Here is a 14,816-nt window from a genome sequence, read left to right on the forward strand (position 1 = left end):
AGAATATGGAAAAACTGATTGAAAAGTATTCTAAATGGTTTCTTGAACAAAAACCAATCAAAATATTTTTACTCTGTATGTTATTGGGTTTGCCATTTTATTTATGGATGTTTTCAATAGTTTATCAACTTGATATAAAGCAAAATAATAAAAGAAACAAATGGAAAGAATTCTTATTGTATTTTTCCACTTTCTATCCTTTATTTTATGTTTTTATATTCATTTTGTTTATGATAAATATTTTATTTTCAAACGACGCTAATTCAATTTTTAGCATCATATTACCATTCCATTTTTTAGCGATGCTTTGTTCATTGATTTTAATGATTATGTGTGCAAAAAGCTACACAAAATTTGAGAAATCAAATCATATCAATACTTCTGGGGCCTTTGTAAATTTTATTCTAATTGCTTATTACATAGTAGGAATTTGGATATTTCAACCAAAGCTGAATAATTATATAGAAATGATAAAATCTAAAAACTGAAAATTTAATTTTGCTTATTGCTAATGCCTTTAGTCTAAAATAAATATCTAGTTCAAAACATATATCATCCATCACCCAACACCCATCAAAATTATGAAACAATACACAAACACAATATTAATGATCGAACCGGTAGATTTCCGGTTCAATGAAGAAACGGCCGTTAACAATTATTTCCAGAATAAATCGGAAGAAACGGCTGAAACCATTCAGGAAAAAGCATTGAGCGAATTCCAAAATATGGTTTCCAAACTTCGTGAACATGGCGTGAACGTCATTGTTCTTCAGGATACACCCGATCCGCATACGCCGGATTCCATTTTTCCCAACAACTGGATTTCCTTTCATGAAAACAAAATGATTGCGCTCTATCCGATGTTTGCCCAAAACCGCCGTCAGGAAAGGAGGGAAGACGATGTTCTGGATTTATTGGCTGAAAAAGGTTTTGAAGCCGAAGAAATCATGGATTATACCGATGCTGAGTCAGATGAAATTTATTTGGAAGGAACCGGAAGCATCATCCTCGACCGTGAACATAAAATCGCCTATGCCGCGGTTTCACCCAGAACGGACGAAGAATTGTTCATTGAATTCTGCGAAGATTTTGAATACACGCCTGTGCTTTTTGAAGCCAATCAAACTGTGAATGGCGAAAGAATGCAGATTTATCATACCAATGTGATGATGTGCGTGGCAGACGAATATGCAGTGATTTGTTTGGATACGATCGATGACAAATCCGAAAAGAAAATGGTAGCCGATACGTTGGTGGAAACCGGAAAAGAAATCATTGATATCACCGAAGAACAAATGCACAAATTCGCCGGAAATATGTTGCAAGTAGGAGGGATGGGAACTTCTAAATATTTGGTGATGTCCCAAACGGCTTATGATTCTTTGACGAAATCCCAGATTGATGCCATTGAAAAATACAATCCGATTATTGCGGTGGATATCAATACCATTGAAACTTTAGGCGGTGGGAGTGCACGTTGTATGATGGCGGAAGTTTTTCTGCCGAAGGCTTAAGTGTTGGAGAGTTGGAGAGTGGAAGTATGTTATTACCTAATTTTATTTCAGATTTCCTAATCTGAAATAAACATTATAAAAACAATTTTCACAAAGAAATTATTCTTTTCCAATTTTGTCAATTTCTTCTTCAAAATCTGATTTGATCTTTTTATTTCGATTTAAAATGTTTTGAATCATAGAAACAAGTTGAAATATAATAAGGGCAATAATGAAAAGTAAAAATAATATTGTAATCGTTAATCCCAACATAATTATTCTTTTCCAATTTTATCGATTTCCTTTTCTCTTTCCATTCTTTGAAAACGAGATTTATACCGCTTCTTTCTTAGGAAAGGTTTTTTGTTTATCATCCAATAGGCGAGAATAGCCAGAAAAATGACCCAAATAATCAGTATTCCCATTAATTTTCTTTATTAATTTCTTTCCAAAGCACGTCCTTCAATTCCTGCAAACCCTGTTGGGCAACAGAAGAGATAAAAAGATGCGGAATGTCTTTGGGCAATAATTTAGAAATTTCTTTTTTCAATTCATCATCAAGCATATCACTTTTGGAAATTGCGAGGACGCGTTCTTTGTCCAGCAATTCAGGATTAAATTTTTTCAATTCATTCAAGAGAATGTCATATTCTTTTGCATAATCCTTTGCATCAGCCGGAATCAAAAACAACAATACCGAATTCCGTTCTATGTGTCGTAAAAATCGGTGCCCCAAACCTTTTCCTTCGGCAGCGCCTTCGATGATTCCCGGAATATCCGCCATCACAAAAGACTGATGATTTCTATATTCAACAATTCCCAAATTGGGCGTCAAAGTAGTAAAGGCATAATCTGCGATTTTGGGCTTGGCAGCGGAAACCACCGAAAGTAAAGTGGATTTTCCGGCATTTGGAAATCCAACCAAACCGACATCGGCCAGAATTTTTAATTCCAGAAGTACCGGCATTTCTTCGCCTGGTAATCCGGGTTGGGCATATCTTGGTGTTTGTCGTGTTGCCGAACGGAAATGCCAGTTGCCAAGTCCGCCTTTTCCACCGCGAAGCAAAACTACTTCTTGTCCGTTTTCTGTAATTTCTCCCAGAAAATTCCCTTGTTCGTCTTTTGCAATCGTCCCGATGGGCACTTCGATGTAAATATCGTTTCCATCTGCTCCTGTAGAGCGGGAAGAACCACCATTTTTACCGTTTTCAGCTTTCAAATGTCGGGTGTAGCGAAGTGGTAAAAGCGTCCATTGATTGTTATTTCCTTTCATGATGATATGTCCGCCACGACCACCGTCACCTCCATCAGGGCCACCTTTCTCAATGAATTTTTCGCGGTGTAAATGCGCTGAACCGGCACCACCGTTTCCACTTTTACAATATATCTTGATGTAATCTACAAAGTTTGAATGCAAAATTTTAAATTTAATGCAAAACTACATTATTTTTTTGGGAGTAAAGTTCGAATAATATTTCTAGAAATTCCCAAACCCAAAATTGAGATGACATATTTTGACGTTTTCATTTTGTAATTTTGGGATATGGAGACAATATATATTTTAGGATCATTCATAGTAGGCGGAATCATCGGTGCCGTTATTTTGTATTTAATAATGCGGGCTTCTTCGGTTTCGAAAAGCAAACATGAATGGCTCAACAATGAATTTATTAAAATTCAATCCGATTTTGAGAATTCGAAAAATAAAATTACAGAATTAAACGAAACGATTTCGTCCGAAAAAAAAATTAACCAACAACAAGCACAAGTCTTGAACGACATAAAAAATAATTTGTCCAGGATTACAGCGGAACATCAGTCGATGCAAAATCAATTGAACGAGCAAAAAGAACTTAATTCCAAACAATCCGGTCAAATCGAAATTTTACAAACAGAAAAGCAAAATGTTTTTGCCAAGAACGCCGAGCTTTCTGCTATCAATGAGGCACTTAATCTTTCGTTGGAAAACCAAAAAAAGGAAATCCAAAAGATTCAGGAAGAAGGAAAATTACAGTTTGAAAATTTGGCCAATAAAATTTTGGAAGAGAAATCGGAAAAGTTTATAGCTCTTAATCAAACCAATCTGAAAACGCTTTTAGAGCCGTTTCAGGAAAAGATGAATGAATTAAAAAACCGGGTCAATGAAGCTTACGAGAAGGAAAATAAAGAAAGATTTTCATTGGCAGAAAAAGTAAAAGAATTGGCGGAACTGAACCAACAAATTTCGGAAGATGCCAAAAAATTGACGCGTGCGTTGAAAGGGGAATCCAAAACCCAGGGAAATTGGGGCGAGATGATTTTGGAAAGCATTTTGGAGAAATCCGGTTTGGTGAAAGGAAGAGAATATTTTATGGAATATCAGTTGACCGATGAAAATAATCAAGCACTTTTTTCAGAATTTTCCGGTAAGAAAATGCGTCCGGACGCCGTAGTGAAATATCCGGACGAAAGAAATGTAATCATCGATTCAAAGGTTTCTTTGACTGCTTTTACGGATTTGGTGGATGAAAATGATGCCGATATCATCCAACTGAAAATGAATCAACATTTGGCTTCGGTCAAAAATCACATCGTTGAGCTTTCCAATAAGGCTTATGACGATTATGGAAAATCATTGGATTTCGTGATGATGTTTATTCCAAGCGAACCGGCTTATATTGCGGCCATGCAGGCCGATCCCAATCTTTGGAATTTTGCCTATGACAAAAGGATTTTATTGCTCAATCCCAGCAATTTGATTACTTCCTTAAAACTCATTGCCGATTTGTGGAAGCGTGAATATCAAAACCGGAATTCCATTGAAATTGCCAGTCGCGGCGCCAAACTCTATGATAAATTTGTGAGTTTTGTGGAGAATCTGGAACGAATAGGAAAAAACATAGACCAAGCAAAATCCTCTTATAACGATGCTTTGAAACAGCTTTCGGAAGGAAGAGGAAATCTGATGAATCAGAGTTTGGAGATGAAAAAATTGGGCATTAAAAACAAAAAAGAAATTTCCCAAAGCTTGATGGAACAAGCGCAGCAGACCAATCTTCTGGAAAATGATGAAACCAATTAAATTCCACTTAAAGCTGAAATACAATTTTCCCTGATTTACCTGACTTTTTGAAAATATTACCTCATTTCCTCTTTCAAAAATTTCCCCGTAATGCTTTTTGAATTTTTAACGATCTCTTCGGGTGTACCTTGAGCGACAATTTTTCCGCCTTTTTCACCTCCGTCCGGACCGATATCAATGATGTGATCGGCTAGTTTGATGACGTCCAGATTATGTTCGATAATGATGACCGTATTGCCATGATTGACAATGGTGTTGATGACTTCCATCAAAACCCTGATATCTTCAAAATGCAGTCCTGTAGTAGGCTCATCCAGAATGTAAATCGTTTTTCCAGTTTGGCGTTTGCTCAGTTCCGAAGCGAGTTTTACACGTTGTGCTTCACCGCCAGAAAGGGTAGTGGACTGTTGGCCAAGCGTGATGTAACCAAGTCCTACATCTTGTAAAGTTTTGACACTTCTGTAAATTTTCGGAATCGGTTCAAAGAATTCGACGGCTTCATTGACTGTCATATCGAGCACATCGGCAATGGATTTTCCTTTGTAACGAACTTCCAAAGTTTCGCGGTTAAACCTTTTGCCGTTACAGGTTTCACAAGGCACATAAACATCTGGCAGAAAGTTCATTTCGATGACTTTCAGTCCGCCGCCCTGACAAGTTTCACATCGGCCGCCTTTCACGTTAAATGAAAATCGTCCGGGTTTATAACCACGGATTTTAGCTTCAGGCAGTTGGGTGAAAAGATTTCGGATGTCCGAAAATAAGTTCGTGTATGTAGCCGGATTGGAACGAGGCGTCCGCCCAATCGGTGACTGATCTACTTCGATTACTTTGTCCAGATGTTCAAGTCCTTCAATCTTTTTGTACGGCATCGGCTGAAGTTCAGACCGATAAAAATGTTTACTTAAAATTGGATAAAGTGTTTCGGAAATCAAAGTCGATTTCCCACTTCCTGAAACGCCGGTAACAACAATTAATTTTCCTAAAGGAATTTCGAGATTGACGTTTTTTAAGTTATTTCCCGTTGCACCAGTTAGTTTGATGGTTTTGCCGTTTCCATCCCGTCTTTTTTCCGGGATTTCAATATTTAAATCACCATTTAAATAATCCGAAGTAAGCGTGTGTGCTTTTGAAATGTCTTTTGGTTCGCCTTGCCAAACGATTTTTCCGCCACGGCGGCCTGCTTTTGGGCCGATGTCAATCACATAATCCGATTCCAGAATCATGTCTTTGTCGTGTTCTACCACCAAAACCGAATTCCCGATGTCACGAAGTTTTTTAAGTGAATCGATGAGTTTTATGTTGTCGCGTTGATGTAAACCGATCGATGGTTCGTCCAGAATGTATAAAACATTGACAAGTTGAGAACCAATCTGAGTTGCCAAACGAATTCTTTGGGCTTCACCACCAGAAAGAGATTTGGAAGGACGATCGAGCGCCAAATAATTTAATCCAACATCAAGTAAAAATGTCAATCTGGTTTCAATTTCCTTCAAAATTTCTTGCGCAATGATTTGTTGTTTTTTGTCTAATTTTTGACTGAGCGTGTTGATCCAGTTCAATAAAAACTGTAAATCAAAATGCGCGACTTCCCCAATGTGTTTTTTGCCGATTTTGAAATGAAGCGATTCTTTGTTCAGACGGAAACCTTCACATTCGGAACAAATTACATTTTTTGAGAATTTTTTGGTGACCGACCATCCGGAAGGATTGGTTTTATCTTCAATGATTTCTTCCAAAAAAGGGACAATTCCTTCAAAATCAATTTTATAGACTTTGCTTACGTCGGCAAATTTTAATTGAACGTCTACCGATTCGGTTAATCCGTAAAGAATATCATGGATGAGTTCTTTTTTTAATTTTTTATAAGGAGTGTCAAGCGATTCACCATATTTGGCATAAATGGACTCGATTTGTTTACGAATTCGTCCGGTGTTTTTTAACTCATCAAGCGGCGCAATCATTCCGTTTTTTAAATTCCGGTTGGGATCGGGAAAAACTTTTTCCACATCCACGACTTTAAGTTCGCCTAAACCATTACATTTTGGACAAGCTCCTTTGGGCGAGTTAAATGAAAAAGTATTGGGCTCTGGAGTCGGATAAGAGATTCCGGTAGTGGGACACATGAGATTTCGGCTGAAAAAACGTGCTTCGCTTGTATCGTAATCTACGACCATCATCACATTTTCACCTTGTTGCATGGCCATATCGATGGAACTCATCAGGCGTTCATCTGAAACTTTATCGTTTAATTTCAGTTTGTCGATTACCAGCTCAATGTCGTGGTTTTTGTATCGGTCCAGTTTCATTCCGGGTAGGATTTCCAGAATTTCACCGTTTACGCGTACTTCCATGTATCCTTTTTTTGAAACATGCGCAAAGAGCTCGCGGTAATGCCCCTTTCTGGAGCGAACCAAAGGTGCTAGCAATGCAATTTTTTTATCTGAATATCTTTCTTTGATCAGATCTTTGATTTGGTTGTCAGTGTAGCTGACCATTTTTTCGCCGGTATTGTATGAATAAGCAGTTCCGGCTCTGGCATAAAGCAGTCTTAAAAAGTCGTAAATTTCTGTAATTGTTCCAACTGTGGAACGCGGACTTTTGGATGTTGTTTTTTGTTCAATGGCTATAACCGGTGAAAGACCGTCGATTTTATCAACATCGGGACGTTCCAAACCACCCAGAAACTGACGGGCATAGGCCGAAAAAGTTTCGATGTATCTTCTTTGTCCCTCGGCATAAATAGTGTCAAAAGCAAGGGAAGATTTTCCACTTCCACTCAGTCCGGTGATAACTACCAGTTTTTCTCTCGGTATTTTTACATCTATGTCTTTGAGGTTATGCTCTCTGGCTCCGTAAACTTCTATAAAATCATTCATTCTTTCGCTCAAAATCAAGCTACAAATTTACATCAATTTAGGGCGAAAAAAAAGTGCTCCGAGGAACACTTTTTTTTGAATTTATTTCTGAATCGGAATATAAATTTTGGTGAGTAAATCATCTGGATTTGGCGTGGATTCGGGGTCGTTCTGATATTCTTCCCAATAGGAATTGGAAAGCTTTATATTGTTTTTCTTTGCATATTCTTTCATTTTGGAAAGTGTTTCCGTTAGTTTATCATAACTTCCCTTATGGATGCAAACCAAGGTTTCTGCTGCAGGAAGCGACATAAGCTGCATTCCTTCACCCATTTTCACAGATTCAGTAAGAGGATAGCCGCAATAGAATTTAGCCTTTCCAGCTGCTGTATCCAGGTATTCATAATAGGAAACCGGTTCACCTATTTTTGTGGGAGAAAGTTTCAGAAAATCGGTAAGGTAACTGAAAAGCAATCCGAATGATTCTTCCATTGCGGTTGTGATTTCTTCACTGTCGAGTGATGTTTCGTTCATCACGGTGATTAGTTTTTGTCCTTCAAACAATTCGGTTCTTATCATTCCGGGAGAAAGTGAATGCGCTTGTTCTGGTGTTAACGCAGATGTTTTAAGGTTTTCTTCCAGGACATTTAATCCGTTTTGTAATTTTTTAGTTAATTTTTTGGATGTAAAATAGCTATAATACCTCGAAAAATAACCTAATTCACTACTAGATATTTTCCACTTTACTTTGGTTTTCCCGCTATTTTCAAAAAAATCCACACTCATTTGAGATTCCTCTCCCAAATTTAATCCTTCCAAGGCATATTCAATGTGTTTATTATGATCCGATTTTGTGATGGTGATTTCACCGTTTGAATCTGTGGCTGACCATCTATAACCTGCGCCCATACCGCGATAAGGCATAAAAAACTCTTGTTTGGTTAATGAATCCTGAGATGTCCAAGGATCCCATTCAGAGAATTCTTTCAGGTTGTTAAATTCTTCAAAAATAATTCCGGCAGGAAAGTCAAATTCTTTTTCAACTTCTGCGTTTAATTTGTCGGGTAGAAAAATGGGTAAAATTAGAATTACCAATACCAATAGAATAAGAAACTGAGTAAATCTTCGCATATCATGTAGGTTTATTTTACAAAATTAAAAATTTCAAACGTTAATCAGGTTATGGTTTGAATTTTAATACTATATTTGATTACAACCAATATTAATTAAAGAATTTAAAGAATGGATATTTCAAGTTTATTACAGGGGGCCATGGGTCAACAGATGGTTAGCGGAGTTGTTAACCAATTAGGAATTAAAAATGAACAGGCACAAATGGCAATTTCTGCCGCTGTACCTTTGTTAATTACAGCTTTAAGTAAAAACGCTAATAGTGGTGATTCTCAAAATATTGCAAATGCTCTTGAAAGAGATCATGATGGTAGTATTTTAAATAATTTAAGTGGTTTTTTAAGTGGTGGCAACTTCTCTGATGGGGCAGGAATTTTAAGTCATGTTTTGGGTGGTAAGCAGTCTCAGGTTGAGAATGCAATCGGGAAGTCCTCCGGTTTAAATGCGGCTCAGATTTCACAAATACTTGCAATGGTTGCACCAATCGTGATGGGTTATTTAGGAAAGGAAAAAAAGCAAAACGGTTTGGATGCTAGTGGACTTTCTTCTCTTTTAGGTGGCTTGGTAGGCGGAACTGCTCAAACCAATCAGCGTGAAATGAGTACAATTGAAAGATTACTAGACCAGGATGGTGATGGAAATGCTATGGATGATGTGATGGATTTGGGAAGTAAATTATTGGGCGGATTTTTTGGAAAAAAATAAGCTCCGAAAACGGATAAAAAAGGGGAAGCTTTTGCTTCCCCTTTTTTAGTTCTTGACAAGTACAATTTTCTTGTTCAAGATTCCACTCCTAATAACTGATAATGTTTTTGAAAAATTTAAAATATTTTGAACCGTTTCCGGTTTTGGTGATAATTTATCACCGATAAAAGAGTAATTGTGCTTCATTTGCAAATAATTTAAGTTATATGCTTTTAACGCGCACAAACCTCAAATTATTGTACTATACAAATTATTTTAAGTTAAACTAATGTTAAAATTAAGTTCTTCTCTTCGATTAATTTTCTAAGGTTAATCAAAGCATAACGCATTCTTCCCAAAGCTGTATTGATGCTCACATTAGTTTCTTCTGCTATCTCCTTGAAACTCATGCCTTTGAACATTCTTAGCTCCAAAACTTCTTTCTGATCATCCGGTAAATAACTGATGATTAAACGCAGATCATTGTCGATTTGTTCTTTGATGATTTTGGTCTCTGAACAATCCTCAGGATCGGCCAAAAAATCAAAAATACTGAAATCTTCATCTACAAAGGTTTCTCCAATAAGTGGCATTCTGGATTTTGATCTGAAATAGTCAATGGTAAGATTATGTGCAATACGCATAATCCAAGGTAGAAATTTACCTTCCTCGCTGTACTTTCCTTCTTTGAGTGTTAAAATTACTTTGACAAAAGTATCCTGAAAGATATCTTCAGCTATACTCTTATCTAAAACTTTAGAAAAAATAAAGCCGTAAACTTTATTTTTATATCGTTCAATTAACTCTGCCAATGCGGATTCGTCACCAAGTATGTACGAATCTACCAATTGAGAATCATCAATGAATTCCATATTCTTCTTCTTTTTGTCTACAAGTGTTAAAGAGATAGAATATTTAATCTATAAGCAGAATTTTTTGGGGTTAATAAAAACAAAGATATAAATTTTTCTTAAAAAATGATTTATTTCATAAAAAAATGCTGCTTTTCTACAAAGCAGCATTTGAATATTTATAGAATCATAAGCTAACTTAAACATTTGCAGCATGAACCAACATGTCAGCCAGCTTGTTTGAATATCCCATTTCATTGTCATACCATGAAACAAGTTTCACGAAAGTAGGGGATAGCATGATGCCTGCATCTTTATCAAAAATTGAAGTTCTTTTATCACCTACGAAATCTTGAGAAACTACTAAATCTTCTGTGTACCCCAAAATTCCTTTTAATTCTCCTTCAGAAGCAGCTTTCATAGTAGCGCAGATTTCTTCGTAAGTAGTTGGTTTTTCCAAACGAACCGTAAGGTCAACAACAGAAACGTCTGCGTTTGGAACCCGGAATGCCATACCTGTCAGTTTACCATTAAGCGAAGGGATTACTTTTCCTACAGCTTTTGCAGCTCCGGTTGAAGATGGGATGATGTTCAGCAAAGCTGATCGTCCTCCTCTCCAATCTTTCACAGATGGGCCGTCAACGGTTCTCTGCGTAGCTGTTGTAGCGTGTACTGTTGTCATCAAACCTTCCAAAATTCCGAAATTATCATGAACAACTTTTGCAAGGGGTGCTAGACAGTTGGTTGTACAAGAAGCATTTGATAAAATCTGGATATCTGAAGTCAATTCTTTATGATTAACCCCCATTACATACATTGGCGTGTCATCTTTGGAAGGAGCTGATAATATTACTTTTTTTGCACCTGCATTGATGTGAGCTTGGGCAGTTTCTTTTGTTAAAAATAATCCGGTAGATTCAACGATATATTCTGCGCCTACTTCATCCCATTTCAGATTATTTGGGTCTCTTTCAGAAGTTACGCGGATGGTTTTTCCATTCACAACCAAATTGTTTCCTTCTACTTTTACTTCTCCCTTAAAACGTCCATGAACTGAATCATATTTAATCATATATGCCATATAGTGGGCGTCAATTAAGTCATTGATACCTACAACTTCTACATTATCTCTTTCAAGAAGTGCTCCGAAAACTAAGCTTCCAATTCGTCCAAAACCGTTAATTCCTACTTTGATTGTTGACATTTTTTTGTTTTTAAAGGTTATTATACTGCTAAAATCTTAGCGACTTTTATTAATTCCTGATCTATTTCATTATGTTTTTTGATGGCTTCTTCAATAGGTGTAAACACAATTTTATTGGAACGAAGTCCCGCCATTAAATTTGTTTTTCCTTCGAGTAAACCTTCCACAGCTGCAACGCCCAAACGACTCGCCAAAACCCTGTCCATGCAAGTTGGGTTTCCACCGCGCTGAATGTGCCCCAAAACAGTTACCCTTACATCGTAATCAGGGAAGCGCGCTTCAGTAGCTTTTGCAAGATCATATACATTTCCGAGTTCTTCTCCTTCTGCAACGACAATGATGCTGGAATTTTTTCCGGATTGTTCTGATTTGTACAAAGATTTAAATAATTCATCCAGACTGTCTTCTTTTTCCGGAATCAAAATATCTTGTGCGCCTGAGGCAATTCCACTGCTGAGCGCAATGAAGCCTGCGTCACGACCCATTACTTCTACAAAAAATACGCGGTTGTGTGAAGTGGCTGAATCACGAATCCTGTCGATGGCTTCAATCACAGTGTTCAAAGCTGTATCGTAACCGATGGTATAGTCAGTTCCGAAAATATCATTATCTATTGTTCCGGGAATTCCAATAAAGGGTACACCGAATTCCTGATAAAAGATATTCGCTCCAGTAAATGAACCATCTCCGCCGATTACAATCAGTCCGTCGAGTTCATTGTTTTTTAAATTTTTATAGGCTTTTTCTCTACCTTCTTTTGTACGAAATGATTTAGATCTCGCAGTTTGTAAAATAGTTCCGCCACGGTTGATGATGTGCTTTACCGAACGCGCGCCAAGTTCAGACATTTGGTTTTGAATAAGTCCTTCATAACCCATTCTGATTCCTACACATTTAATCTGATAAAAGGCACAAGCTCTGACAACAGCACGAATGGCTGTATTCATACCGGGAGAATCGCCTCCGGATGTCATCACTCCAATTTTTTTTAAGGTAGTGTTTGGCACTGTAAACGCTGCTTTTTAAGAATTGCAAATATAAAGAATTGGGAAGTGATTAGGAAACATTTTCAAAGAAAGATTCTGCTTAATAGCTCTCTTTTATGGGTTGTAATCGTCCGGAGTGAAAATCTTTTTGCAAAATAACCTGAATATATAAATCTTCCCTGGTTTTTGCAGGATCAAATTCTGTTTTCAAATCCAAATCAAAAGCACCACCAGCAGAATTCCATAAAAATGCATTCATGCCGCCTCTAAGTTCTTTTATAATTTCAAATGAAGTTTTATTGGTCTCGCGATGAATAAGTTTAATGAGAATCTGTCCGCGCGAAAGTGAAAGTTCTTTAAGTTGTTCTTCAAATTGATTGGCTAAAACCTCTTGGCGATTCTTAATGTATTTACGTTTTTCACGTTTATTGGTGAAATACTGGGAAGTATCTTGAATGGAATTGTATTCCTCCACAGCTACTTTTACATAAGGCCAAACATCACGCACTCTTTTTCTAAGCCAGAGATAATATTTTTTTTCCATTTCAGTGCTCAAATGCAAGTGCATCATTTCAGCATTATCAAGTTGGATGGTATCAAAAACCATCAAATCATCATCTGAAATGGAATCCATTTCAGATAATTCTTTGGTTAAGGCGGTTACTTCTTTATTCATATCTTCCTGAGCACATAACAGGGGACTGAAAAATGAAATAATAATCAGGAACTTCCAATACATATTGCCTCCCATAGCAAATATTGTTCCTATTTTTTTAAATTTGTAAAAAATACTATCAATGTCTATATCAAAATTCTTCAACAAGAAAAATTTACCTTTTCTTGAAAACTACCTCAATACAACATCTCCAACGGGTTATGAATCGGCCGGACAAATGGTCTGGACAGAATATATAAAACCATATGTGGACGAAATTCGTTCAGATAATTATGGAACTGCTTATGGAATTATTAACCCAAAAGCTGATTATAAGGTAATTGTAGAAGCACATGCCGACGAAATTTCTTGGTATGTGAATTATATTTCTTCAGACGGAATGATTTATGTCATCAGAAACGGTGGTTCAGATGCGGTTATTGCACCTTCCAAAAGAGTGAACATCCATACCAAAAAAGGAATAGTTCAGGGAGTATTTGGATGGCCTGCCATCCATGTGCGAATTGGTGATAAAGACGAGCTTCCCAAAACCGATACTATTTGGATAGACTGTGGTGTCAGTTCAAAAGAAGAAGTTGAAAAACTCGGTGTTCATGTTGGTTGCGTAGTTACGTATCCCGATGAATTCATGGTTTTGAACGATAATTATTTTGTTTGTCGTGCGCTTGATAACCGTATAGGCGGATTTATGATTGCGGAAGTGGCGCGCATGATTCATGAAAACAAGGACAAAATCAATTTCGGATTATATTTTACTAATTCTGTCCAAGAGGAAGTAGGATTGCGGGGAGCTGAAATGATTACCAAAACCATTCGACCCGATGTTGCGATCGTAACCGATGTTACCCACGACACAACAACTCCTAAAATGAATAAAATGAAAGACGGAGAACTGAAGTGCGGCAATGGACCTGTGATAACTTATGCACCTGCAGTACAGAACAATCTTAGAGATTTGATTATTGATGCTGCTGAAAAGAAAAAGATTCCGTTTCAGCGTGCAGCAAGCAGTCGTGTAACAGGAACCGATACCGATGCATTTGCATACAGTAATGGAGGTGTGCCTTCAGCCTTGATTTCACTTCCTTTGCGTTATATGCATACTACCGTTGAAATGGTTCATAAAGAAGACGTGGAAAACACCATTAAACTGATTTATGAGTCGGTGAAATTCATAAAAAATAAACAGGATTTTAAGTATTTTTAATTTACCGAACTCGAGAGAATAATCTTGTAAAACAAATAAAATGAAACTTGAAAACATTGTAAAAGAACGTAGCAGCGGAGTATGTGAACTAAGCAGCGAAACCGGAAACCTCAATTTCTATGAAGTCCTGCCGACTTCAGGAAATGAGCCGGAAAGGATAATTTTGATTTGCGATAAAGCACTGGCGCAGATTGAAAAAAGAGAAGAACCTGACAGTGCCTATTGGGAGAAAATTCTTCCTTCTGCAATGTGGAGTGAAGTGCCTGGTGTACAGGTGGTTTCATGGCGTATGCTGAACCGTTTCAGGAATGAATCCTGGGCAGCAGATGCACTTGATATGATGTATTTGGACGAAGAAACACTGGAATGGGCAAAAGCTTCAGGTGATCATATAGGTGATGGTTCGGTTTTACTTCATAAAGACAGCAATGGGAATATTTTGCAAAATGGAGACACTGTTACTTTGATCAAAGATTTGGATGTTAAAGGATCTTCACTTACTGCTAAAATTGGTACTGCAGTTCGAAATATTCGATTAGTCCATGACAATGTAGAGCAGATTGAGGGTAAAGTAGAAGGTCAATCGATTGTAATTCTTACAAAATTTGTAAAGAAATAAGTATAAGTTTTGATAATAAAAAAGCCTGCATTTCGCAGGCTTT

13 protein-coding genes are annotated in these 14,816 nt (G+C 37.1%); 6 read left to right on the forward strand and 7 right to left on the reverse strand.

The window, feature by feature from the left end; all coding sequences use genetic code 11:
• Nucleotides 1–5: 5 nt before the first annotated feature.
• Entirely contained in the window at nucleotides 6–488 is a 483-nt protein-coding gene (locus WBF63_RS05590) for a hypothetical protein (protein ID WP_424368715.1), read from the forward strand.
• 93 nt (nucleotides 489–581) lie between these two features.
• Nucleotides 582–1,517, forward strand: a complete 936-nt coding sequence (gene ctlX / locus WBF63_RS05595) for a citrulline utilization hydrolase CtlX (protein WP_424368716.1) — start codon at nucleotides 582–584, stop codon at nucleotides 1,515–1,517.
• 403 nt (nucleotides 1,518–1,920) lie between these two features.
• On the opposite strand, the gene obgE is transcribed toward ctlX, so the two are convergent.
• Nucleotides 1,921–2,916, reverse strand: coding sequence for a GTPase ObgE (obgE, locus tag WBF63_RS05600; RefSeq protein WP_424368761.1), 996 nt, complete (start codon nucleotides 2,914–2,916; stop codon nucleotides 1,921–1,923).
• A 123-nt stretch (nucleotides 2,917–3,039) separates the two neighbouring features.
• Here obgE and rmuC point away from each other — a divergent pair, with 123 nt between their 5' ends.
• A complete protein-coding gene (rmuC, locus tag WBF63_RS05605) occupies nucleotides 3,040–4,557 on the forward strand; it encodes a DNA recombination protein RmuC (RefSeq protein WP_424368717.1) in 1,518 nt (505 codons plus the stop codon).
• Between the two features lie 56 nt (nucleotides 4,558–4,613).
• Here rmuC and uvrA read toward each other — a convergent pair whose 3' ends face one another.
• Nucleotides 4,614–7,436 (reverse strand): excinuclease ABC subunit UvrA, encoded by a 2,823-nt coding sequence (gene uvrA, locus WBF63_RS05610; protein ID WP_424368718.1) that lies wholly within the window; start codon nucleotides 7,434–7,436, stop codon nucleotides 4,614–4,616.
• A gap of 81 nt (nucleotides 7,437–7,517) precedes the next feature.
• Nucleotides 7,518–8,546, reverse strand: coding sequence for a GyrI-like domain-containing protein (locus tag WBF63_RS05615; RefSeq protein ID WP_424368719.1), 1,029 nt, complete (start codon nucleotides 8,544–8,546; stop codon nucleotides 7,518–7,520).
• Between the two features lie 111 nt (nucleotides 8,547–8,657).
• Here WBF63_RS05615 and WBF63_RS05620 point away from each other — a divergent pair, with 111 nt between their 5' ends.
• Nucleotides 8,658–9,251 (forward strand): DUF937 domain-containing protein, encoded by a 594-nt coding sequence (locus WBF63_RS05620; protein ID WP_424368720.1) that lies wholly within the window; start codon nucleotides 8,658–8,660, stop codon nucleotides 9,249–9,251.
• 260 nt (nucleotides 9,252–9,511) lie between these two features.
• Here the strand turns inward: WBF63_RS05620 and WBF63_RS05625 are convergent, their stop codons facing one another.
• The 4 genes from WBF63_RS05625 to WBF63_RS05640 all read right to left on the reverse strand — a co-directional run bounded on the left by WBF63_RS05625 (nucleotide 9,512) and on the right by WBF63_RS05640 (nucleotide 12,947).
• Entirely contained in the window at nucleotides 9,512–10,102 is a 591-nt protein-coding gene (locus WBF63_RS05625) for an RNA polymerase sigma factor (RefSeq protein ID WP_424368721.1), read from the reverse strand.
• Between the two features lie 178 nt (nucleotides 10,103–10,280).
• The gene (gene gap / locus WBF63_RS05630; protein WP_424368722.1) at nucleotides 10,281–11,285 is read right to left on the reverse strand and encodes a type I glyceraldehyde-3-phosphate dehydrogenase; all 1,005 of its coding nucleotides are present in this window, start codon (nucleotides 11,283–11,285) and stop codon (nucleotides 10,281–10,283) included.
• A gap of 20 nt (nucleotides 11,286–11,305) precedes the next feature.
• Complete coding sequence (gene pfkA, locus WBF63_RS05635; RefSeq protein ID WP_424368723.1) at nucleotides 11,306–12,292, reverse strand: 6-phosphofructokinase; 987 nt, start codon at nucleotides 12,290–12,292, stop codon at nucleotides 11,306–11,308.
• A gap of 79 nt (nucleotides 12,293–12,371) precedes the next feature.
• Nucleotides 12,372–12,947, reverse strand: coding sequence for a DUF4294 domain-containing protein (locus tag WBF63_RS05640; protein WP_424368724.1), 576 nt, complete (start codon nucleotides 12,945–12,947; stop codon nucleotides 12,372–12,374).
• A 121-nt stretch (nucleotides 12,948–13,068) separates the two neighbouring features.
• On the opposite strand from WBF63_RS05640, the gene WBF63_RS05645 reads away from it, so the two are divergent.
• Both WBF63_RS05645 and WBF63_RS05650 read left to right on the forward strand, forming a co-directional pair.
• Nucleotides 13,069–14,154 (forward strand): M42 family metallopeptidase, encoded by a 1,086-nt coding sequence (locus tag WBF63_RS05645; RefSeq protein ID WP_424368725.1) that lies wholly within the window; start codon nucleotides 13,069–13,071, stop codon nucleotides 14,152–14,154.
• 40 nt (nucleotides 14,155–14,194) lie between these two features.
• Nucleotides 14,195–14,773 carry a PhnA domain-containing protein gene (locus WBF63_RS05650; protein WP_424368726.1) on the forward strand — a complete coding sequence of 193 codons (579 nt, stop codon included), beginning with the start codon at nucleotides 14,195–14,197 and terminating at the stop codon, nucleotides 14,771–14,773.
• Nucleotides 14,774–14,816: the final 43 nt, after the last annotated feature.

This window comes from Moheibacter sp., from assembly GCF_049672845.1.
In the GTDB taxonomy this organism is placed as follows: domain Bacteria; phylum Bacteroidota; class Bacteroidia; order Flavobacteriales; family Weeksellaceae; genus Moheibacter.